Here is a 20180-nt window from a genome sequence, read left to right as displayed (position 1 = left end):
GTCAAGAACGATAATTTTTTCAAGTTGTTTATCAGACAAGGGGGCCTCCTAAAAATTAATATTAAAATATTTTATCATAAAAGAGCTAATTATAAAAACGTTTGACACAAAAAGACAGTTATTTTAATTAAAGAGTAAGTTATTGTTATGCTATTTCAAAATTTCTTCAAATAAATTTTATCAATGTAATGGTTGGCAGCTTTGTGCAAGATGACTTCGGCGCGGTTACGTGTCGGCTCGATATAGTCGCGCAAGTTAGGCAGATTAGTATTTGTCCATGTTTGACGCGCGAGCTGCATCACTTCATCGTAAGGCATTTTCGTAAACTGATGATAATAGTTATGAGGATCATTTTCAGCAAGTTTGAGTAGGCTGTCAAACCGTTCCAAGTACCATTTTTCAATCAAGTCCTCATCAGCATCAACATAAATAGAGAAGTCATAAAAATCACTGACATAAAGAAGTTCACTCTGCGGATTTTGGAGAACATTTATTCCCTCTAAAATCAAAATATCAGGCTGGTCGATAATCTGGGTTTTATCTTCGATGATGTCATAAGTTTCATGTGAATAAAGGGGGATTTCGCATCGCTCACTGTTTTTTACACGATAGAGAAAGTCTAAGAGGCGTTCCATGTCATAACTTTCAGGGAAGCCTTTACGGTCTAACATGTTACGCTCTTCTAAAATTGCTGTAGGATAAAGAAAACCGTCTGTTGTCACAAGCTCTACGCTTAATTTTTTAAATTCACGGGAAAGGAGGAGCTGAACTAGACGCGCAGCAGTAGATTTTCCGACAGCGACAGATCCAGAAATCCCAATGATTAGTGGGGGCGTTTGAACAATTTTTTGTAAAAACAATCCTTTGGAGAAACTTAAATCTTCAATATTCTTTTTATATAAACGTACCAAATGTATTAATGGAAGATAGACGTCAATAACGTCTTGCAGTGAAATTTCATCATTGAGTGAACGAATGGCATCCAGCTCCTTATTTGTCAAGGGAACTATGGAAGACAGGTATAAATTTTGCCAAGTTTCTCGTGAGATTTCATCGTAATTAATGAATTTATTCATAAGGATATTTTAGCATATTTTCCTTTTGTTTAAAAAATTTGTAGAAAGCAGATTAGCTTGCTATAGAGAGTGCATGAAATGAAAAAATACTCTAGCTATAAAGTAAGAGTTTTTAAGTCCTTGATTACTATCTGTAAAGGTTTTCTGAGAAAAAATAAAATATTTTGTGATAAAATAAAATGTAATGGTAAAAACAAATATGTATTATGAAGACAACCGTGATTTAGCACATGACGTGCAGGAGCTATCGGTTGAACTTTTGGGCCTTCCCCTACACTTTCTGACTGATGCAGGTGTATTTTCTAAAAACGCTATTGATTATGGTTCACGTGTGTTGCTGGATAATTTTCAACCCGAAGGAGCGAAGACTTTGCTTGATGTAGGTTGTGGTTATGGCACACTGGCTTTAACTTTAGCAAAAAAATATGGCTTGAAAGCCACACTTGTAGATGTAAATAGCCGTGCTCTTGATTTAGCAAAGAAAAATGCAGATAAAAACAATATAAAAGTTGATAATATTTTTTTATCTAATATATATGATAATGTTGAACAAAGCTTTGATGCTATTATTTCAAATCCCCCTATTCGTGCGGGAAAAGAAGTGGTACATGCTATTTTATCTGATGCTTATATGCATTTAAATGATAATGGTCATTTGACAATCGTGATTCAGAAAAAACAGGGCGCGCCGAGTGCGCAAAAGAAAATGAATGTTGTCTTTGGCAACTGTGAGATTGTCGCGAAAGATAAAGGATATTACATTTTAAGGAGTTATAAGGAGAAACTATGACCTACAGAATGGTGGACCTGATTCAAAAAAAACGAGATGGTGGTCACTTTGAGAAAGCTGAAATCGATTGGCTTATCTCTGGTTATACGACTGGCGAAGTTCCGGATTATCAGATGGCAGCACTTGCAATGGCTATCTATTTTAAGGGTATGACGACAGAGGAAACAGCCAACTTAACCATGGCTATGGTTAAGTCAGGTAAAGAATTTGATTTATCTGCCATCCCTGGTGTGAAGGTAGACAAACATTCGACTGGTGGTGTAGGTGATAAAGTAACGATTATTTTGGCCCCTTTAGTGGCGAGTTTTGATGTCCCTGTCGCTAAAATGTCCGGCCGTGGTTTAGGACATACAGGGGGCACGCTGGATAAGTTAGAATCTATTCCAGGTTTTGAAATTGAAAAAACAGAAGAAGACTTTATCAGCCAAGTAAAAGATTCAGGAATCGCGGTGATTGGTCAATCTGATGATTTGGTTAAAGCAGACAAACTCCTCTATGCCCTTCGAGATGTGACAGCCACAGTCGATATTATTCCATTAATTGCAAGTTCTATCATGTCTAAAAAAATTGCTTCGGGCTCAAATGCCATTTTGCTTGATGTGACTGTTGGCGACGGGGCTTTCATGAAGAATATCGAAGATGCCCGACTTTTAGCGCGTACAATGGTTGACTTAGGAAAGGCTGTTGGTCGTGAAACAGTGGCAGTTCTAACAAATATGAACCAGCCTTTAGGATATGCCATAGGTAATCGTAATGAAATTACGGAAGCCGTGAATACGCTAAATGGTAAAGGAACATCGGAATTCCGTCACTTTATCGCTGAACTGGCTCAAATTATGCTTGGATTAGCAGGTGTAGAAAAAACTGTTCCAGAAATCATCGAAAATCTTGATAATGGTAAAGCTTATGCCAAATTCCTTGCCATGTGTGAAGCACAACACGGGGATGCAACAGCCTTCAATCATTTGACTGCAGAATTAAATGTGGCACATACTGTGGAAATCCATGCCGAGCGTGAAGGCTACATTACGCAAGAAAAAGCAATGGGTGTCGGTATTGTTGCGATGAAGCTTGGTGCAGGACGAGCAACCAAGGCAGATACAATCGATTTTGAAGCAGGTATTAATTTGGCTAAAAAAGTGGGTGACTTCGTCCAAAAGGGTGATTTTATCGCCACACTTTATAGTAATCGTGAAATTACACCAGAATTGATTACGGAGTTTAAGAACAATATCGAAATTTCTGACCAGCAAGTTCATGCACCTGAAATTTTGGAAATTATTCGCTGATGAAAAATGAACTTCCCCCTATTCCCACCGAAATAAAAGCTCTACAAAGTATAGCAGGTGCTGCACTTGGGGAAATTGGAATGAATCTTTGGGCACAGAATACGTTGCTCAAAATAGCCCTTTTTATTCTTATCTTTATCTCGGTTTATACGATGATTGGGATGCTGTACCTTAAAAGTCGCAAGCCCAAATAAAATTTTAATGTTCACAACTAAAGCGAACTTTATAGTCCGCACTATAAATAATAACTAGGAGAAGACCTAAAAATGAAAATTAATCAATACATTGACCACACTATCCTCAAAGCTGATGCTACACAAGAAAAAGTGCAAGCTATCGTTGATGAAGCAAAAAAATACAAATTCGCAAGTGTTTGTATCAATCCAACCTGGGTAGCATTTGCTGCTGAACAACTCAAAGATGAAGTTTCAAAAGTATGTACAGTCATCGGTTTCCCTCTTGGAGCAAATACTTCAGAAGTCAAGGCCTTTGAAGCCGCAGATGCAATCAAAAAAGGCGCAGACGAAGTAGATATGGTAATTAATATTGGTGCAGCTAAAGACGGTAAATGGGACTTAGTGGAAAGTGATATTGCAGCAGTTAATGCCATTAAGGATGGCCGTATCCTTAAAGTTATTATCGAAACAAGTCTTTTGACAGATGAAGAAAAAGTCAAAGCTTGTCAAGCAGCACAACGTGCGGGTGCTGACTTTGTTAAGACATCAACAGGCTTTTCAACAGCCGGTGCTAAAGTTGAAGATGTAAAATTGATGCGTGAAACGGTTGGACCTGACATGGGTGTTAAAGCTTCAGGCGGTATCCGCAATCTTGAAGATGCTAAAGCAATGATTGCAGCTGGAGCAAACCGTTTGGGATGCTCATCAGGTGTCGCAATCATGGAAGGTGAAACTGCCAATGCCAGCTACTAAAGAACTTATTGAAGCAGCACGTGAAGCAAGCAGTCATGCTTATGTCCCTTATTCACATTTTCCTGTAGGTGCAGCGTTGGTAGCTACGGATGGTAAAGTTTATCAAGGCTGTAACATTGAGAATGCGAGCTTTGGCTTAAGCAATTGCGCAGAGAGGACAGCTATTTTTAAGGCCGTATCCGAAGATCATTTGGAATTTTCAAGTCTGTATATTTATGGAGAAACTGCCGCTCCCATCAGTCCTTGTGGTGCATGTCGTCAAGTGATTTCAGAATTTTGTGATGCAGATATGCCTGTTTATTTGTTGTCCAAGTCAAAAGAAGTGAAAGCAACAACTGTTGGGGAATTATTGCCGTATTCGTTCCAAGAATTGGAATGATAAGCTAAAATTACCTGTAAATTTGCTATTTCCGAACAAAGATGCGGATAAATTTCGCATTTTTGTTTTTAGCTTGAATTAATATATAAAATAGCTTAAAATAAACTTATAGATAAAATCTCTTATCTTGTAAGAGTTTAAAAAAATTTTAAAATTTGGAGGAAAACGTTTCTATGAAAAAACGTATTTTCGCAGTTGGTGCTTTGGCACTTGCATCAGTAGCAGTTTTGGCTGGTTGTCGTGGGCGTGATGCAGCTTCAGGTGGTGAAGCAAAAACAGATCTCAATGTAGCGATGATTACCGATACTGGTGGTGTTGATGACCGTTCATTCAACCAATCAGCATGGGAAGGCTTGCAAGCTTGGGGGAAAGAAAATAACCTTTCAAGAGGTAAAGGCATCAACTATTTCCAATCAAACTCAGCTTCTGACTACACAGCAAACTTTAACTCAGCAGTTTCTGGTGGTTATAACCTAATATTTGGTATTGGTTTTGGTCTTCAAGAAGCAACTTCACAGGCTGCTAAAAACAATCCAGATACTAAGTTTGCCATCATTGACTCTGTGATTGAAAACCAGCAAAATGTCGTTTCTGCAACATTTGCTGACCAAGAAGCTGCTTATCTCGCTGGTGTTGCCGCAGCTAAAACAACCAAGACAGATCACGTTGGTTTCATCGGAGGTGTTGCCTCAGACATCATCACAGCCTTTGAAGTTGGTTTCCAAGAAGGTGTTAAGTCTGTCAATCCAAACATCAAAGTAGATGTTCAATATGCTGGTTCATTTAGCGATGCAGGTAAAGGTAAAACAATCGCATCAGCTATGTACTCTAGCGGTGCAGATATCATCTATCAAGCTGCAGGTGGTGTAGGAACAGGTGTATTTACAGAAGCACGTGTACTTAATGAAACAAAAAACGAAGCCGATAAGGTTTGGGTAATCGGTGTTGACCGTGACCAAGAAGCAGACGGAAACTTCAAATCAAAAGACGGTAAAGAATCTAACTTTGTCCTAGCTTCTACACTTAAAGAGGTTGGAAATGTCGTCAAAGACGTCTCAAACAAGGTAAAAGATGACAAGTTCCCTGGTGGCGAAATTCTTAAATACGATTTGAAAAACTCAGGTGTCGATCTTGCGCGTAACAATACTTCAGACGAAGCATGGAAAGCTGTTGAAGCTGCCAAACAAAAGATTATTGATGGTGAAATAACAGTTCCAGCTAAATAATTATACCAATTATGTAAACCAGCTATTGTAGCTGGTTTTTTATTTAAAATTGGTATATAATAAGTAAAAAACGGTGCAAAGGGAGACAGCATGCAGAGAAGTAACCTTCCGAATTATGTAAGGATTCATGATGCGATAAAAGAAGAGGTTGAAAAAGCAGTTTGGAAAATTGGAGAACGCTTGCCGAGCGAACGAGATTTGGCTGAACGTTTTGGTGTGAGTCGTATGACAGCACGGCAAGCAGTGACTTCACTCGTTGATGAAGGAATTTTGGAGCGCCGTGTTGGAAGCGGTACTTATGTAGCGAGTCGGCGAGTTCGCGAAAAGATGCGCGGGACAACCTCATTTACAGAGATTGTCACTGCTCAGGGTAAAACACCTTCTACAGAACTTCTAAGTTATCTCAAGACATTACCTAATGAAGTTGAGTGCGAAAAGCTACAGATTACTAAAGACAGGGCAATTATTCGTATGGAGCGTGTCCGCTATGCAGATCAAGTTCCTATTTGCTACGAAGTGGCAAGTATTCCTTATGATTTGGTGAAGCCTTTCGAAAAGAAAAGTATCACTTCTAACTTTTTTAATACTTTAACCCAGGCAGGATATGTGATTGAGCATAGTCAGCAGATTATTTCAGCTAAAAAGGTAAGTACAGAAGTAGCTGAATATTTAAAAATAAAATCCGGTGATGCTATTTTAGGATTGACACAGATTTCATACTTATCAGATGGCTGCGCTTTTGAATATGTATTGTCGCAATATGTTGGTGATCGCTTTGAATTTTATCTTGAAAGATAGAGTGAAAAAACCTTTATTCAGTGTCGCTGATGCAAAATCTCAGTTTATTTATGCACATAAAAATGGAACCACTTAAGCGTGTGCGGTTCCATTTTTTATTTTCACAATTTGTTGTCAATTTTTAGCAGTTTTACTTTCATAAAGCTTTTTTACAAGGTAACTGTGAAAGTTGTTCCTTTACCGGGAACACTAATCACATCGATATGTCCTTGTAGCTCTCTTACATTTTTATCAACGATTGATAATCCAAGTCCTGTTCCTGTCACTTGTGTTCGGCTTTCATCCACTCGATAGAAACGCTCAAAGATTCTAGACTTTTCAATTTCTGTCAGACCAGGTCCATTATCAGTTACGGTGAAAATAACTTTCTTCTTATCTTTATGGAGACCGACAAATATCTTTCCATGCTCATCGGTGTATTTTATAGCATTTTCAATCAGATTTTCAAAAATACTGTGCACCATTTGACGATTTGTCACTTGGGAAATATTCGAAATTTTTGTCTGGAGGAACAAGTGCTTTTCATCGAGTAACGGTTGAGAGGTGCTTAGAATCTCCTCGACAAGGGCTGTAAGATTAATTTTTTTCTTTTCAATGTGAATGTTTTGTTTGGTCAAAAGCAGAGTATCCTGAACTAAGTCAATCAGGCGAGAACTTTCCTTACTGATAATCTTCGAAAATTCTTGCCGGTCAGCTTCAGGAAGAGAGTTGGCTTTAAGCAACTCAGCAAAGCCTTTGATTGAAGTCAGCGGTGTTTTTAACTCATGACTGACGTTCGCAATAAGTTCATTATGCGCATTAAGAGTACGTTTAAAAGCTGTAATATCAAGTAGAGTAACTAAGAAGCGATTGTCCAAATCAGGAAGCGGTGAAATACGGACTTGATAATAGGCATTTATATTTTCGAAATAGAAATCCTTTTCCTGAGTTGTTGGATTAAGCATCTTATCCACCAAGAAAGTTAAGAAGTCCGCATAAGGACTGAAAATGTCGAGATTGTGTGTGTCTGCAAATTCATTTTTAAAAGCAGCATTTGTTTTACGAATCTTGCCTTTGGCATTGTAAATAAAGATGGGAAACTGGAAGAGCTCAATAAATTCGTAAATATTTTCTTTCTTTTCACTGTGCGACAAAATCTGATTTTGAATATATTCGCCCAAAGAATTGAGAGCAGATGTCACTTTGTCATCATTTTCACTCATCAGATAGCTCTGTGTTAGAGGACTACGTTCAATATTCTTTATTTTAGCAACAATATCCTGTGTAAAGAGATAGTTACGTCTGGCGTGAACAAAAACATAGAAGGCACAAGCAAGATAAACGAGTGTAGCAAAACCTCCCACCATCAGATTAGTGAACCAAGGGGAGGTACGACTATCAACAGCATGGAGATATGCGGTTATTACACCGTCTTTACGTATTGGACTGGTGATTTCGATAGAGTGACGAGTGACGGCTTGTGCATATTCAGCTCCCGCGTCAATCTTTTTAGTTTCCTCATTTCGTGTGCTTGCAGGCCAATACTGGAACTTGCTAGGTAGAGCGGAATCAGGGTGCTCTGAAAGGAATGTTTTAGTCGTTTCAATCGCGTGTAAAACACGGTTTGTATCTGTTTTTAGAATCTGTATGTTGAGAAAAACGAGCAAAGTTACAGTCGCAACAAGATAAATAACTGTCGAAATTACAATGTTTTTAAGCTTTATTTTTTTCATCAGAGAAGTAATACCCAAATCCTCGTTTTGTTTTTATAAATTGATTGTCTAACTTTTTACGAATCTTACTGATCAAAACGTCAATAGTCCGTGTTTCTGCAGCAGAAGATATTCCCCAAAAATGTTGGAGCAATTCTTCACGTGAAACAACATCACCCGAGCGATCAATCAAAAGTTCCAAAATTTCGAATTCACGCTTGGTCAAATCTAAAGGCTTTCCATCAAATATACAAACTTTTTTTGTAAAGTCTAGTTCTAGACGATCGAACTTTACTTTGGATTTTTCCAAAACTTTTTCATTTCCTAAAGTCTGATTATAGTATTGATGACGACGAATGAGCGCATTAGCCCTTACGATTATCTCTTTTAGAGGTGTTGCCTTGTCCAAATATTCATCAGAACCCGAATTGAGTCCTGTCAGTTTCATTTCCTCATCATCTCGTGCGGTGAGGATCAAAATAGGCGTGAAATTCTGTTTTTTACGTAAAATTTCCGTCACCTCAATACCAGAAAGCTCAGGCATCATCAAATCCAGCAAGATAAGGTCGTAATGATTTTTCTTAGCTTTCTCTAAGGCTTGCTTTCCACCGCTGACAGTTGTAACCTCAAAATCATTCTGCCGAAAGTTGTAAGAAAGTAAGGTTAAAATCGAACGATCATCATCCGCAATTAGAATCTTTTTCATTTCTCTATTATAGCATATGTGTAGCATGACAATCATTGATTATTATCTAATTTAAAGTGCAGATACTGTTTTTTTATGAACGCGTAGCTAGCTGTTGTTCATTAGAACTGGAAGTTTGTGTTTGACCGGATAAGTTATATCTGTAAAGAGAGCCTAACATCTATAGAGGTGTACTTATGATTACAGCAAGAATTATGATAGAATTATAAAAGATAGGGAATTTATGTTATGAATAAATTTGAAAATGAATGTTAAAAAACAGACATTTTCTTAGAATGCCAGGAAGTTATGGAAATCGAAAAAACAAACCGTATGAATACGCTTTTTGAGTTTTATGCGACTCTTTTGACAGACAAACAGATGAATTATATTGAACTGTATTATGCAGATAATTACAGTTTGGCTGAGATTGCTGAAGAGTTTGATGTGAGTCGTCAAGCCGTCTATGATAACATTAAACGCACAGAAAAAGTTTTGGAAGGTTATGAAGAAAAACTCCATCTCTTTTCCAACTATGTCGTTCGAAATCAGCTCATTGATAAACTTTTAGAAGAATATGCTTCTGATAAACATTTAACTGGGGTTTTACATGAAATCCAGAAAATTGACGAAGATGAATTTTAAAGAAATACGCAAAGGAGCTTGAAAAATGGATATACGTATTATTATACCGCTTGTTATGTTGATAGTAATCTACTTCGGAGTCTGTTTTTACAGTCTTCTGAAGAGTCCAAAAGTGAAACACCTCCCTAAATGGGGCTGGGCACTAATCTGTATTATTTCTATACCTTTAGGAGGAATAGTTTATTTTACTTTAGGAAGGGATAGACATGAATAAAATCATCGACATTGAAAACCTGACGGTTTCGTTTGGAAATTTTGAGGCTTTAAAAAATGTTACTTGTTCCATTGAGGCTTATCCCGGTATTATTGGTTTGATTGGTCCAAATGGTGCTGGAAAAACAACCTTGATTCATGCTATTTTAGGTCAGCATAAAGCCAGTCAAGGAAAAATAAGGTTAGCTAATCAGGCTTTAGCTTATTGTCCAGACACACCAGAATTTCCTGCCCATCTTACAGCAAAAGAAGTTCTCCAACAAAGCTGTGCTTTACATGAGAAGCCAGAAAATGCAGAACAAATTGAAACAACACTTGAAAAGGTAGGTTTGGTAGATTATCCCAGTAAAAAGGTCGGCGGCTATTCACGTGGGATGAAGCAGCGCTTGGGTATAGCAGTTGCTCTCTTGCTTGATCCGGTACTGATTTTTCTTGATGAACCAACAAGCGCCTTGGATCCTATTGGTCGCATTGAAATTTTACAACTTATTATGGAAGTAGCACAGGAAAAAACCGTAGTTGTTTCAAGTCATCTCCTTGCAGATATAGAGAATATTGCGGACAGACTTCTTGTTTTGAACCATGGTCAATTAATTTTTCAAGGAAAGCTTCATCAATTTATTGAAAACAGTCAGATGGATGATTTTGCAGAGCTCGAAATCAAAAGTGAACAAGTCAAGCAAGAAGTGATGGATATTCTTCAAGTGAATGATATTGAGTTTTATCCTGAAATTACTGGAAAATTGATGGTTAAAAGCGAATACACTGAGAAGCTTTTACAAGTCTTCCCTGATATAGGTGGAAAGATAAGTGTCTATCGGGCAACAAGTAACAGTTTGGAGCTGGCCTTTGAACGGGCTATTATGGGGGTGAAAAATGAAAAGATTAATTTTTCTTGAAACAAAGATATGGTGGCGCAGTGGTCGTCTGGGAATTCTTTTCTTTTTGTTTATCTTTTTCGGTATTACTTCGCCTGTTTTAATTTATTACATGAAGGAATTTTTATCAGCCTTTGGTGGGACAGATGGCACGATTATTCTTATGCCAGATCCTAATTGGAAATCATTAATGGAATCTTATTTTAGTAATACTTCTCAAATTGGCTTGTTTGTTTTAATTTATTTTGTTGCTGATACCTTTAGGATAAAGAAAGAGAGTTCTTTAGGGCTTTATTATTCGACAGTGGCACGAAATTCCTTTATATTACAAGTGCCAAAATTTATTCTTGCTTTTTTTGTGACTGTGTTAAGTAACTTTATGGGTCTTGCTAGTGCAGCCTATGTAACCTGGGTTTTCTTTCCAACTATGGATTTTGGAAGAGTTTTTTCGGCAAGTGTACTTCAAACTTTGGCTTTACTCACTCTGACGGTGTTTGGCAGCGCCCTTGTTGTTTGGACGAGAAAAACTTTTCTGGCGGTTGTCTCTGTACTTGTGCTTGTGGTTCTTAGCTCTATTTTACAGACCTTGAGTGACGTTTCTCAATGGTTGCCATTCAGTCTGCTTTCACCCATTGATGTTTTAAATGCGCCGGATAAGGTAAATTTTGTGACAGTTGCTCTTTGCATTAGCATTATATTTTTATCACTCGTGGCTATCTTAGCACGACCACTGCGCGTGAAATATTAGATGACTTGTGTTATAATAAGTACTTGGAATTCATTCCACCGTAACGGGGGCGTTACGGATTCGACAGGCATTGTCGCGCATGAACTGCAACTGGTGGTGATGTCACCTAAATCCATCGCAGATAAATATAACTGCTAAAAATAACACTTCTTACGCACTCGCTGCCTAAACACCAGCCTGCGTAGCTGATGATCGTTCGCCGATGGCGTTCTGAAGCTCTAAACCTCAGTCGGATACGTTTTTATGGTGGCTTTACATAAAAAAAGAGATTTTAAAGCATCGCAAATTTCTGCTGTTTGAGACTGGCTTTGGAAATTTGTTAAATGAGAGAAAGTCCTATGGTTGTAGACGTTGATGTAGCAAGGTGTCTGGACAGGGGTTCAACTCCCCTCGCCTCCATTATATATATCACTACTTTATTGTAGTTTAAGAAAACCGCTCTATTAAGCGGTTTTTGTTTTTGTACTTTGCTAAATAATGATAACTAAACTGATAACTAATAACTAAAAAAACAAAAAACTAGCTGAAGAAGAGCTAGTTCGAAAATAATATATTCCAGATAATTACGTTAAAGGCTGTTTTTTGTGGTCTTTTTGTCAAGAGTGACAGCAGAATAATCTTCTCTATATTCTTCACCAAAAGCGCTAAAGTATGTAACTTGCCGTTTTATAAAGTCAACTTCATATCTGATAACTCCAGCTTTCCAGGCGGCAGTTAGAAATTCAGAAAAAGTAATTTTCCCTGCTTGATCTGCACGTAATGCTTTGATGAGTGCTGCTTGATCAAATGTTGGGCATGGACCAACACGACCAATTAGCGGTGTGCCAGGATTTATGAGTGATTCTGACTCAGAAAAATAGAAGCTATCACCTGAGGGAAGATGCCAAATGTTTTTAATAATACCTTCTTGCCTTAAACATTCCGCAAGATAAGGAAAACTATTGACTTTTGGCTGAATCTGATTAGCTCTGAGTATCGCTTTTTGAAGGTTTTTTGAAATCATTTGCATAAGCTCTTTTCTACACCGATATTCATGATGTAATTAAATCATATTTTTAAGAAGAAGTAAATCTATTTAAGAGAAGTTATAGGGAAAGTCGAAATTTTAAGTAACAAAAAGGCATCTACTTAAACGGTGAAGTAGATACCATCACGAGGAATATTCATCCATTGCTATGAGCTCCTTATGCTAATTCTTCCAAGTTGTGCATTGCTTCTTCAATGGTACGACCAAGACCATAAACTTCTGGATTATTGGTCAAAAATACTTTAAAAATATCTTTTGAAGTATCTAGAGATACACTGTACTTGAAATTTTTATTTTTGTTAGTGAATGTCATAATGCATTCTCCTTTCTCTTTATATTGACGAAAGGACACTATAACGAACATAACGAAATTCCATTAACATTGTAGCACATTCTTTTTAAAAGCACAAAAAAACCGTTTTAAAATTTCAGATAAATTCTATGACGTTTACAATTCACTAAAATAAAGTGACAAAATTGTTAGACAGCTTTCAGAAGTTATTGTAGAGAAATCTAGATTAAAACTCATGAGATAATTGGCGTGAAAAATATGAAAGAGTGTCTTAATGCACAGTATGAAAGTTTTTTTAAGGAAATAATTTCGTTTTTGAAAAAATAAAATGTACAATAGAACTATAGATAATAACATCAAAGGGAGGAATTTAAAATGGATAACCATTATAAAAACATCTTGGTTCCAGTTGATGGCTCGGAACAGTCCTATAAAGCGATAGATGAAGCAGTACGTATTGCTCGTATGAATCAGGCAAAATTGCATGTGCTTACAGTAAAAGATCTCAATAAGTATTATGGCGCAGTTCATAAAGGCATTTTAGAAACACCGGGCTTGGACCAACTTGCACAAGATATTCTAGCAAACTGTGCAGATATTATTCGTGAACAAGTTAAATATGAAACTTATGAAGTTGCAGGTAAGCCTAAGCTAAGTATTGTTAATTTCGCTGAGGAAGAAGCGCATAAGATTGACCTCATCGTAATCGGTGCAACGGGCACAGACATGTTTGATCGTTTGCTTGTAGGCTCAACAACGAACTATGTTGTTAATCACGCACCATGTAATGTTATTGTAGTCAAGAAATAGAATTTAGCATGTTTTTCTTCCAATAAAATTTTGATAAAATAGTCAAGCTTCCCGAGGTGGAAGTTTTTTTATAGGTGTACAAAGAGAAAAAAGCTGTGATATAAAAATGGTGTTCAGGGGCGATTATGGCACTTTTTCATAAAAGTAGAAATGAAAACAAAAAGTCTCACATGCATTACTTTGCTGGGCGTTAAGACGAGAAAAAATATTGTAAGCATGCTTGATTTTCAGAATCTCCGTATGGAATATACCGGAAAAGTTTGACTTTTTAATTTTTTATGGTTCAATAGTAATAGGCTAGATTATTGAGCTGATGTATAAATGAAAGAGGATAAACGGATGATTGAAAATATGCTCGATTGGGTGGCAAGTTTGCCGCTTTGGCAAGCAACTTTATTTTTATTTATAGTTGTTTTCTTTAGGGCACAAATGACTTTTGGACTAGGAAAACTCATTCATATGGGAATACTGAAGACAAAATGGGGGAAAAATGCAGAGAAATCAGAGGAAAATCAAGCAGGAATGCGTGCACTCCAAAAATATGGTTGGCCGGTTATTCCTCTAAGTTTCTTAACAGTAGGCTTCCAATCTGTAGTGCAGCTTGGAGCCGGTATGTTGAACTGGAAATGGGGTAAATACACACTTGTGGCTCTTCCAGGCTATCTAATTTGGGGATTTGTCTATGCCGTTGGAGGACTGACACTTTTCCGTTCGATTGCTAATGGTTCTATTGGTTTATTGATTCTTTTTATCATTATTGCATTGTTACTTTGGAGTGCTGGTAGCTTTTTGATTAAAAAACTAAAAACTAATATTTAGTGCCATGTGATTATATATATTTTATTGGCTGTCTTTAATAAATAAAAGAGACAGGGACAAAAGGTCTAAAAAACGCTTAACTAGGTGTAAAAGAATATCCTAATTGAGCGTTTTTGTTTTGCATAAATACAGATAAAGTTTTATTTTTGGTTAAAATTGAAAATTTGGGCCTTGTCAAAGCTATATGTTGTTAATGCATGAGCTGCATCACGTTTGTCTTCAATCACGCTAATATATTCAGCAGCTGCTTGAAAATTTTGGAAATCATTATTGTCTAGTACAAGTGTCTTTTTAGTAGTACTTGACTCACCTAAGACAATATATTCCGTTGCTGCAGCAGTAAAAATTTTCCCGTTTTCATCTGTAGCACTTGCTGCTTTAAGATCAGACGTCCATAGTGCGGGAGTTTTTGAAAGTGATGTTACATGTTTGAAAGTAAAATCATTCCCTTTTTTATTTACATAATTGACTGCGTGAGCAGCTATCAACTTCTCAGCGGAGTTTTTACTCAAAACTAATGTATCTGTTTTGGAGTTATATTTTGCTTTGATATTGATAGAATCTTTGATGGAGGAGTGGTTATTTTCTAGTCCCTTTTCTAAGCTTTTCTTATCTTTGCTGTATAAGATTATGCCGTGGACAGGCTGGTGAAACAAGGCCACGACCTTGTTAACAGCAAAATATCCTCCAAGGATGAATAGAAGTAAGACAGGAATAATCCAGATTTTCTTTTTCGACATGTAAAGCTCCTTTTCTTTAAGTTATCTTTATTTTAACAAGCTTTGCTGCTGGAAAACTTACTCTTCTGTAAGATAAAATAAACCGCACGATTGTGCGGTTTATTTTTGAATTAGATTTTCAATCAGCATAGAGCTTTCTTCAATCGAACGCTTACTGACATCAATAGTTTCAATCCCTAACTGTTCAAAAAGAGTTTCAGCGTAAGCAAGTTCTTCAAGTATACGTTTTTCATCAGAGTACATTGACTTTGTTTTTAAGCCTAAAGTCTGTTCTCTAAAGCTTCGGATATTGCTTAGACTTTCGGATGTACTGGTTAGACCAATAATTTTATGAGGATCAACTTTAAAAAGTTCTTTTGCCACTTCAACTTCAGGAATAATCGGTAGATTTGCAACCTTGTATCCTTTGTTGGCTAAGTACATGCTCAGAGGAGTTTTAGAGGTCCGTGATACTCCCAGAAGGATGATATCGGCATTTAAGAAGCCTTTAGGATCCTTGCCATCGTCATATTTTACAGCAAACTCAATAGCAGATACACGATTAAAATAAGCTTGATTCAGGCGATGAACACTGCCAGATTCTTGAGTGGGATGTTCACCAGATAGATTTTCGATGATTTGTATGAGAGGAGACATGAAGTCCACATAGGGCAAGCTATGCGTTTTGGAAAACTCTTCTACAAAGTCTACTAAAGACTTATCCACGAGAGTAATCGCTACGATAGCCTGTTCTTTTTTCGCATCATTTAATATTTCTAGAAGTGACTCTTTGTCATTTGTAAAAGGATAGAGGTGGACATCTGATAAGTCTACAGTTGGAAATTGAGCCACAACAGCAGAAATGATTTTTTTGGCAGTTTCTCCGACAGAGTCTGTGATTAAATAAATTTTTATACTTTGCATTTTTTCCCCTTTAGTTTTCATCTTGAATCTTATTGCCTGTCTGAATGAAGGCCTTCATAATATGCTTGATTGAAATTTTACCGATTATTTTTTTTGAGCCTTCTTTTTCGACTACGGGTAAGCTGTCGACTTCATAGCGTGAGAGGATATTTCCAGCTTCAAGAAGGGTTTTATCCGGACCGATTGTGTGAATATTTGGCATGCGTGTCATTATGACAGCGACGGGTGTTTTCTCCAGATTGTTTCCAGTAATGGAAAAACGAAGGAGATCTTTACGAGAAAGAAGTCCAGCGAGCTCTCCTTCCTCGTTCTTCACATAGATACTGCCACTATCATATAAAAAAAGGCTTGTGGCGGCATCATAGATAGACATATTCTGCTCAATAATCAAGGGTGACGTCATATAGTCTTCTACTTTTTGGGAATAACAGCTCTCTAAATAAAGAGGATGAATCTTTTGACCGGTATAAAAATAGCCCACCTTTGGCTTTGCATCAAGTAAGCCAGTCATCGTAAGAATAGACAAGTCATTTCTCAATGTTGCACGACTTAAGCCGAGAGTTTGAGCTATTCTTTCACCACTAATGGGTTGTTCTGATTTTACAATATTAATAATTTCAGTTTGTCTTTTTGTGAGTTTCAATACGAGCTCCTTAATAAATAGGACATACTATATATTATAAGAGAATTGTTATAGAAAAGCAATATATGGGGGAATAAAAAAATAGGAACTAAAATCCACAAAAAAAGAATGCGATTACAAAAAAAGCTTGACAATATATATGACATACTATATAATGTATTTGTTCGTTAAATAGTATATCACATTTATAGAGGAGACAATTATGTCAATGGGAAAGAAACGCGTTTATGATTTTACTCAGGGATCAAAAGAACAAAAAGATCTCTTGGGCGGAAAAGGAGCGAATCTAGCTGAAATGACCAGCATTGGTTTGCCTGTTCCTCGCGGTTTTACAATCACAACGGAAGCTTGCTTAGAATATCTGAATTCAAAAAATTTGGATGCAGAACTAATTAAAGAAATAGAAACGCATATTGCACGTTTAGAAAAGGAAACGGGAAAGAAATTTGCGGATAATGAAAATCCTCTTCTCGTTTCTGTACGAAGTGGTTCAAAATTTTCAATGCCGGGTATGATGGATACTATTTTGAACTTGGGGCTGAATCATCAAAGTGTTGAAATTCTTGCCCAGAAAACAGGCAATCCAGTGTTTGCTTACGACTGCTATCGCCGTTTAATTCAGATGTTTGGAGATGTTGTCAAAGCTGTAGATAAAAATCTTTTTGAAGAAGCTTTAACGGACTATAAGATGAAACATGGCTATACATCTGATACCGAAATGCAAGCAGTAGACTGGAAACAGATTATTAAGCAGTTTAGTGAAATTTACCTGAAGGAAGTCGGTGAAAAATTTCCGCAAGAGCCAGTAGAACAACTTTATGCAGCAGTAGAAGCAGTCTTTACTTCTTGGAACAATCCGCGAGCAGTCACTTATCGCCGTATTCATGATATTCCAGACACATTGGGGACAGCAGTGAATATTCAGGAAATGGTCTTTGGCAATACAGGATTAAAAAGTGGAACAGGTGTGGCTTTTACACGTAATCCAGCCACTGGAGAAGGAGGCGTCTTTGGAGAGTTTCTGATGAATGCTCAAGGAGAGGACGTTGTTGCAGGAATCCGGACACCGCGACCTATCCAGGAACTGAAGGAGGATAATCCTGATATCTATAGACAATTTGAAAAAATCTGTCAACAACTAGAGGCGCATTATCAAGATATGCAAGATATAGAATTTACTATAGAAGAAGGTAAACTCTTTATTTTACAAACACGAAATGGAAAGCGTACTGCCAAAGCAGCTTTTAAAATTGCGACTCAGTTGGCAGAGGATGGTGTAATAAGTAAGAAAGAAAGTTTGAAGCGTTTAACGCCTTCTATGATTACTCAGCTTTTACATCCAGTATTTGATGAAAAGTCACTTGCACAAAATCAAGCAATTGCAAAAGGTTTGCCAGCCAGTCCTGGTGCAGCCTATGGAAGGGTTTATTTTAATGCTCAAGATGCTCAAAATGCACATGAAGCTGGTCAGAAAGTCGTTCTTCTCAGAACAGAGACTTCTCCAGAAGATATAGAAGGAATGCTTGTGAGCGAAGCCATTGTTACTTCTCGTGGGGGAATGACCTCGCATGCTGCAGTTGTTGCGCGTGGGATGGGAGTTTGTTGTGTTGTTGGGTGTGAAGCACTTAATGTTAATGAGAAGCGAAAACAGGCGCAGTATGGCACTCAAATCATAAAAGAAGGAGATATTGTTTCGGTAGATGGTACAACAGGAAATATCTATCGAGGTGAAATTAAACTTGATAAGGCACAAGATTTAGAAATTCTAGGAAAAGTTCTAAAATGGGCTGCTGAAATAGGCGACATGAAAGTTAGAGCTAATGCAGAAACAGTTGATGATATCAAGACAGCTTTAGATTTTGGAGCAAGTGGGATTGGCTTGGCACGCACAGAGCACATGTTTTTTGGTAAAGAGCGTATCCTTGAAGTGCGTAAAATGTTTCTTTCTGAAGAAGAGATGCAGCGCAAAAAATCCCTTGAAACTTTAAAAGAGTATCAGAAAAAGGATTTCTTAGAAATTTTAAGTCTAACGGAAGGTATGCCGTGCACGATTCGACTTTTAGATCCCCCTCTTCATGAATTTATGCCTAAAACGAAAGAGGAGTTTGAGGAAGTTGCAAAAGCGTGTGGTCAGTCTGTAGATTTTATTATTCAAAGAGGAAAAGAATTAGAAGAATTTAATCCGATGTTGGGACACAGGGGCTGCCGTTTAGCTGTGACGTATCCAGAGATTTATGAGATGCAGGTTGAAGCAATCATTGAAGCGGCATTAGATCTTGCTCAAGCAGGAAAACAAGTGAAACCTGAGATAATGATTCCTTTAATTTCAGAGGAAAGAGAGCTAACTTACCTCAAGGAACTTCTTGAAAGTAAAATTCAAAAGCTTTTTAAGGAAAGCGGGAGAGAGGTTGCTTATAAGATCGGGGCTATGCTTGAAATACCAAGAGCTTGTTTGACAGCTGATAAGTTGGCATCAGCTGCACAGTTCTTTAGCTTTGGTACCAATGACTTGACACAGCTTACTTATGGTTTTTCACGCGATGATTCTGTGAAGTTCCTGCCTGAGTATATCGAAAAAAGGATTTTGCAAGATGATCCTTTCCAACATTTGGATCAGGACGGTGTTGGGGCATTGATGAAGACTGCGATTGGACTTGTGAAACCAGAATATCCTGAAATCAGCTTTGGTGTCTGTGGTGAAGTTGGGGGTGATCCCGAAGCTGTAACTTTCCTCAAAAAAATAGGTTTAGACTATGTTTCCTGCTCACCATATCGTGTGCCAGCTGTACTTTTGACTATTGCACAGAGCAGTACAAAATAAGCAAGTAAAAAGTCTGTGCAAGCAGTAAAATCTAACTGCTCTTAGCCAAGATGACAAACAAAAAACGCTTAGTCTCGCATTTTTATGCATATGATTAAGCGTTTTTTCATTTTTGGAACTTTTCCCAATTTATTTTGACAGCTTATTTTAGGTCCCCCCAGCGGTTCAAAAGAACAGTTCCGATAATGAGAACCAAGATTGCGGAGCATTGTAGAAAAAGGCTCAATTGAGACGTCTCGTGATTTGAAATCAAGAGTCTTACGATAGAAGCTACAGCAATATAGATATATTTTTTTATTGTAGGGTGATCGTTATCAGCCAGGTAATGTATAATTAACTCTAGAAATTCTAAGAAGAGAAAGAAAGTCAATATGCGGTCAATAATATCATAGAAGCTATAATCAACAAAGCCCGTAGAAAATGACAAAAGGAGCAGCCAGATCTCTTTAAACATGAGAAAGGAAATAACGAGTCCGAGTAAACTTAGGCAAACTTTTATAATGACATTAAAAGTCTTTGATAAAAAATTAAATTGAGCCAAATTATAACCTCCGCTTTATTAGTCGTAAAATTTTATAATATTAGTATAGCACAGGAATAAAGCTCTTGAGGGAGATGTTGTCTGAAAAATAAGCGAGCAGCGAGAGTGCGAAAACTTCTGAAGAAAAGATAAGCATTAAGGTAGAAAGTTTATTTTTTCTAGTTGGTGAAAACACTGTCAAGTTTATAGCAAAAAATGATATAATACTATTGTGACATTTGTGTTACGAATTTGAAA

At 37.2% G+C, this 20180-nt stretch carries 22 protein-coding genes and 1 other RNA gene; 14 read left to right on the top strand and 9 right to left on the bottom strand.

The window, feature by feature from the left end:
- Window positions 1-155: 155 nt before the first annotated feature.
- On the bottom strand, window positions 156-1076 hold the full coding sequence (gene coaA / locus B4H39_RS07605; protein WP_202229381.1) for a type I pantothenate kinase: 921 nt from the start codon (window positions 1074-1076) through the stop codon (window positions 156-158).
- Window positions 1077-1260: 184 nt separating this feature from the next.
- On the opposite strand from coaA, the gene B4H39_RS07600 reads away from it, so the two are divergent.
- The 7 genes from B4H39_RS07600 (at window position 1261) to B4H39_RS10300 (ending at window position 6487) form a co-directional block, all read left to right on the top strand.
- Window positions 1261-1866, top strand: a complete 606-nt coding sequence (locus tag B4H39_RS07600) for a class I SAM-dependent methyltransferase (RefSeq protein WP_251420499.1) — start codon at window positions 1261-1263, stop codon at window positions 1864-1866.
- Window positions 1863-3155, top strand: coding sequence for a pyrimidine-nucleoside phosphorylase (locus B4H39_RS07595; protein ID WP_251420501.1), 1293 nt, complete (start codon window positions 1863-1865; stop codon window positions 3153-3155). Before B4H39_RS07600 ends, B4H39_RS07595 begins: the two co-directional genes overlap by 4 nt.
- Window positions 3155-3349 carry a hypothetical protein gene (locus B4H39_RS07590; protein WP_251420503.1) on the top strand — a complete coding sequence of 65 codons (195 nt, stop codon included), beginning with the start codon at window positions 3155-3157 and terminating at the stop codon, window positions 3347-3349. The genes B4H39_RS07595 and B4H39_RS07590 overlap by 1 nt, the downstream gene beginning before the upstream one ends.
- Window positions 3350-3421: 72 nt before the next feature.
- Window positions 3422-4084, top strand: a complete 663-nt coding sequence (gene deoC, locus B4H39_RS07585) for a deoxyribose-phosphate aldolase (RefSeq protein WP_251420505.1) — start codon at window positions 3422-3424, stop codon at window positions 4082-4084.
- Window positions 4071-4463: a cytidine deaminase gene (locus B4H39_RS07580; RefSeq protein ID WP_202229391.1), complete on the top strand. Its 393-nt coding sequence runs from the start codon at window positions 4071-4073 to the stop codon at window positions 4461-4463. Before deoC ends, B4H39_RS07580 begins: the two co-directional genes overlap by 14 nt.
- Window positions 4464-4636: 173 nt before the next feature.
- The gene (locus tag B4H39_RS07575; RefSeq protein WP_202229393.1) at window positions 4637-5689 is read left to right on the top strand and encodes a BMP family lipoprotein; all 1053 of its coding nucleotides are present in this window, start codon (window positions 4637-4639) and stop codon (window positions 5687-5689) included.
- Window positions 5690-5779: 90 nt separating this feature from the next.
- Window positions 5780-6487: a GntR family transcriptional regulator gene (locus B4H39_RS10300; RefSeq protein WP_202229395.1), complete on the top strand. Its 708-nt coding sequence runs from the start codon at window positions 5780-5782 to the stop codon at window positions 6485-6487.
- A 149-nt stretch (window positions 6488-6636) separates the two neighbouring features.
- Here B4H39_RS10300 and B4H39_RS07565 read toward each other — a convergent pair whose 3' ends face one another.
- A complete protein-coding gene (locus tag B4H39_RS07565; RefSeq protein WP_251420507.1) occupies window positions 6637-8217 on the bottom strand; it encodes a sensor histidine kinase in 1581 nt (526 codons plus the stop codon).
- Window positions 8180-8884, bottom strand: a complete 705-nt coding sequence (locus tag B4H39_RS07560) for a response regulator transcription factor (protein WP_202229399.1) — start codon at window positions 8882-8884, stop codon at window positions 8180-8182. Before B4H39_RS07560 ends, B4H39_RS07565 begins: the two co-directional genes overlap by 38 nt.
- 288 nt (window positions 8885-9172) lie before the next feature.
- Here B4H39_RS07560 and B4H39_RS07555 point away from each other — a divergent pair, with 288 nt between their 5' ends.
- From B4H39_RS07555 to ssrA, 4 genes are all read left to right on the top strand, one after another.
- Window positions 9173-9508 (top strand): putative DNA-binding protein, encoded by a 336-nt coding sequence (locus tag B4H39_RS07555; protein WP_251420509.1) that lies wholly within the window; start codon window positions 9173-9175, stop codon window positions 9506-9508.
- A gap of 206 nt (window positions 9509-9714) precedes the next feature.
- Window positions 9715-10620, top strand: coding sequence for an ABC transporter ATP-binding protein (locus tag B4H39_RS07550; protein ID WP_251420511.1), 906 nt, complete (start codon window positions 9715-9717; stop codon window positions 10618-10620).
- Window positions 10598-11347, top strand: coding sequence for a hypothetical protein (locus B4H39_RS07545; RefSeq protein WP_202229403.1), 750 nt, complete (start codon window positions 10598-10600; stop codon window positions 11345-11347). The genes B4H39_RS07550 and B4H39_RS07545 overlap by 23 nt, the downstream gene beginning before the upstream one ends.
- Window positions 11348-11392: 45 nt before the next feature.
- Window positions 11393-11749: a transfer-messenger RNA gene (ssrA, locus tag B4H39_RS07540) on the top strand.
- Between the two features lie 166 nt (window positions 11750-11915).
- Here the strand turns inward: ssrA and B4H39_RS07535 are convergent.
- Both B4H39_RS07535 and B4H39_RS07530 read right to left on the bottom strand, forming a co-directional pair.
- The gene (locus B4H39_RS07535; protein ID WP_251420513.1) at window positions 11916-12350 is read right to left on the bottom strand and encodes a DUF1398 family protein; all 435 of its coding nucleotides are present in this window, start codon (window positions 12348-12350) and stop codon (window positions 11916-11918) included.
- 181 nt (window positions 12351-12531) lie between these two features.
- Complete coding sequence (locus B4H39_RS07530) at window positions 12532-12687, bottom strand: hypothetical protein (protein WP_237459842.1); 156 nt, start codon at window positions 12685-12687, stop codon at window positions 12532-12534.
- A gap of 354 nt (window positions 12688-13041) precedes the next feature.
- On the opposite strand from B4H39_RS07530, the gene B4H39_RS07525 reads away from it, so the two are divergent.
- The gene (locus B4H39_RS07525) at window positions 13042-13476 is read left to right on the top strand and encodes a universal stress protein (RefSeq protein WP_202229406.1); all 435 of its coding nucleotides are present in this window, start codon (window positions 13042-13044) and stop codon (window positions 13474-13476) included.
- Between the two features lie 339 nt (window positions 13477-13815).
- Window positions 13816-14295, top strand: coding sequence for a VTT domain-containing protein (locus B4H39_RS07520; RefSeq protein ID WP_251420516.1), 480 nt, complete (start codon window positions 13816-13818; stop codon window positions 14293-14295).
- A gap of 140 nt (window positions 14296-14435) precedes the next feature.
- On the opposite strand, the gene B4H39_RS07515 is transcribed toward B4H39_RS07520, so the two are convergent.
- The 3 genes from B4H39_RS07515 to B4H39_RS07505 all read right to left on the bottom strand — a co-directional run bounded on the left by B4H39_RS07515 (window position 14436) and on the right by B4H39_RS07505 (window position 16581).
- The gene (locus B4H39_RS07515) at window positions 14436-15035 is read right to left on the bottom strand and encodes a lipoprotein BA_5634 family protein (protein ID WP_251420528.1); all 600 of its coding nucleotides are present in this window, start codon (window positions 15033-15035) and stop codon (window positions 14436-14438) included.
- A 99-nt stretch (window positions 15036-15134) separates the two neighbouring features.
- On the bottom strand, window positions 15135-15938 hold the full coding sequence (locus B4H39_RS07510) for a pyruvate, water dikinase regulatory protein (RefSeq protein WP_202229409.1): 804 nt from the start codon (window positions 15936-15938) through the stop codon (window positions 15135-15137).
- Window positions 15939-15948: 10 nt separating this feature from the next.
- Complete coding sequence (locus B4H39_RS07505) at window positions 15949-16581, bottom strand: helix-turn-helix transcriptional regulator (RefSeq protein WP_251420530.1); 633 nt, start codon at window positions 16579-16581, stop codon at window positions 15949-15951.
- 202 nt (window positions 16582-16783) lie between these two features.
- On the opposite strand from B4H39_RS07505, the gene ppdK reads away from it, so the two are divergent.
- On the top strand, window positions 16784-19402 hold the full coding sequence (ppdK, locus tag B4H39_RS07500; RefSeq protein ID WP_251420532.1) for a pyruvate, phosphate dikinase: 2619 nt from the start codon (window positions 16784-16786) through the stop codon (window positions 19400-19402).
- Window positions 19403-19544: 142 nt separating this feature from the next.
- On the opposite strand, the gene B4H39_RS07495 is transcribed toward ppdK, so the two are convergent.
- The gene (locus tag B4H39_RS07495) at window positions 19545-19943 is read right to left on the bottom strand and encodes a phosphate-starvation-inducible PsiE family protein (protein ID WP_202229412.1); all 399 of its coding nucleotides are present in this window, start codon (window positions 19941-19943) and stop codon (window positions 19545-19547) included.
- Window positions 19944-20180 lie beyond the last annotated feature (237 nt).

Origin of the sequence: Lactococcus sp. UBA7128 (assembly GCF_002492185.1) — a bacterium.
GTDB lineage: Bacteria > Bacillota > Bacilli > Lactobacillales > Streptococcaceae > Lactococcus > Lactococcus muris.
The sequence above is the reverse complement of the archived record's forward strand: the minus strand, read 5'-3'. Positions and strand labels throughout refer to the sequence as shown.

What these genes read in the sequence shown, in the direction of transcription:
- B4H39_RS07530 (WP_237459842.1), bottom strand. Translation starts at nt 12,687, where the DNA reads ATGACATTCACTAACAAAAATAAAAATTTCAAGTACAGTGTATCTCTA.
- B4H39_RS07600 (WP_251420499.1), top strand. Translation starts at nt 1,261, where the DNA reads ATGGTAAAAACAAATATGTATTATGAAGACAACCGTGATTTAGCACAT.
- B4H39_RS07535 (WP_251420513.1), bottom strand. Translation starts at nt 12,350, where the DNA reads ATGATTTCAAAAAACCTTCAAAAAGCGATACTCAGAGCTAATCAGATT.
- B4H39_RS10300 (WP_202229395.1), top strand. Translation starts at nt 5,780, where the DNA reads ATGCAGAGAAGTAACCTTCCGAATTATGTAAGGATTCATGATGCGATA.
- B4H39_RS07510 (WP_202229409.1), bottom strand. Translation starts at nt 15,938, where the DNA reads ATGCAAAGTATAAAAATTTATTTAATCACAGACTCTGTCGGAGAAACT.
- B4H39_RS07580 (WP_202229391.1), top strand. Translation starts at nt 4,071, where the DNA reads ATGCCAGCTACTAAAGAACTTATTGAAGCAGCACGTGAAGCAAGCAGT.
- B4H39_RS07525 (WP_202229406.1), top strand. Translation starts at nt 13,042, where the DNA reads ATGGATAACCATTATAAAAACATCTTGGTTCCAGTTGATGGCTCGGAA.
- B4H39_RS07550 (WP_251420511.1), top strand. Translation starts at nt 9,715, where the DNA reads ATGAATAAAATCATCGACATTGAAAACCTGACGGTTTCGTTTGGAAAT.
- B4H39_RS07515 (WP_251420528.1), bottom strand. Translation starts at nt 15,035, where the DNA reads ATGTCGAAAAAGAAAATCTGGATTATTCCTGTCTTACTTCTATTCATC.
- B4H39_RS07520 (WP_251420516.1), top strand. Translation starts at nt 13,816, where the DNA reads ATGATTGAAAATATGCTCGATTGGGTGGCAAGTTTGCCGCTTTGGCAA.
- ppdK (WP_251420532.1), top strand. Translation starts at nt 16,784, where the DNA reads ATGTCAATGGGAAAGAAACGCGTTTATGATTTTACTCAGGGATCAAAA.
- B4H39_RS07590 (WP_251420503.1), top strand. Translation starts at nt 3,155, where the DNA reads ATGAAAAATGAACTTCCCCCTATTCCCACCGAAATAAAAGCTCTACAA.
- B4H39_RS07555 (WP_251420509.1), top strand. Translation starts at nt 9,173, where the DNA reads ATGGAAATCGAAAAAACAAACCGTATGAATACGCTTTTTGAGTTTTAT.
- B4H39_RS07560 (WP_202229399.1), bottom strand. Translation starts at nt 8,884, where the DNA reads ATGAAAAAGATTCTAATTGCGGATGATGATCGTTCGATTTTAACCTTA.
- coaA (WP_202229381.1), bottom strand. Translation starts at nt 1,076, where the DNA reads ATGAATAAATTCATTAATTACGATGAAATCTCACGAGAAACTTGGCAA.
- deoC (WP_251420505.1), top strand. Translation starts at nt 3,422, where the DNA reads ATGAAAATTAATCAATACATTGACCACACTATCCTCAAAGCTGATGCT.
- B4H39_RS07595 (WP_251420501.1), top strand. Translation starts at nt 1,863, where the DNA reads ATGACCTACAGAATGGTGGACCTGATTCAAAAAAAACGAGATGGTGGT.
- B4H39_RS07545 (WP_202229403.1), top strand. Translation starts at nt 10,598, where the DNA reads ATGAAAAGATTAATTTTTCTTGAAACAAAGATATGGTGGCGCAGTGGT.
- B4H39_RS07575 (WP_202229393.1), top strand. Translation starts at nt 4,637, where the DNA reads ATGAAAAAACGTATTTTCGCAGTTGGTGCTTTGGCACTTGCATCAGTA.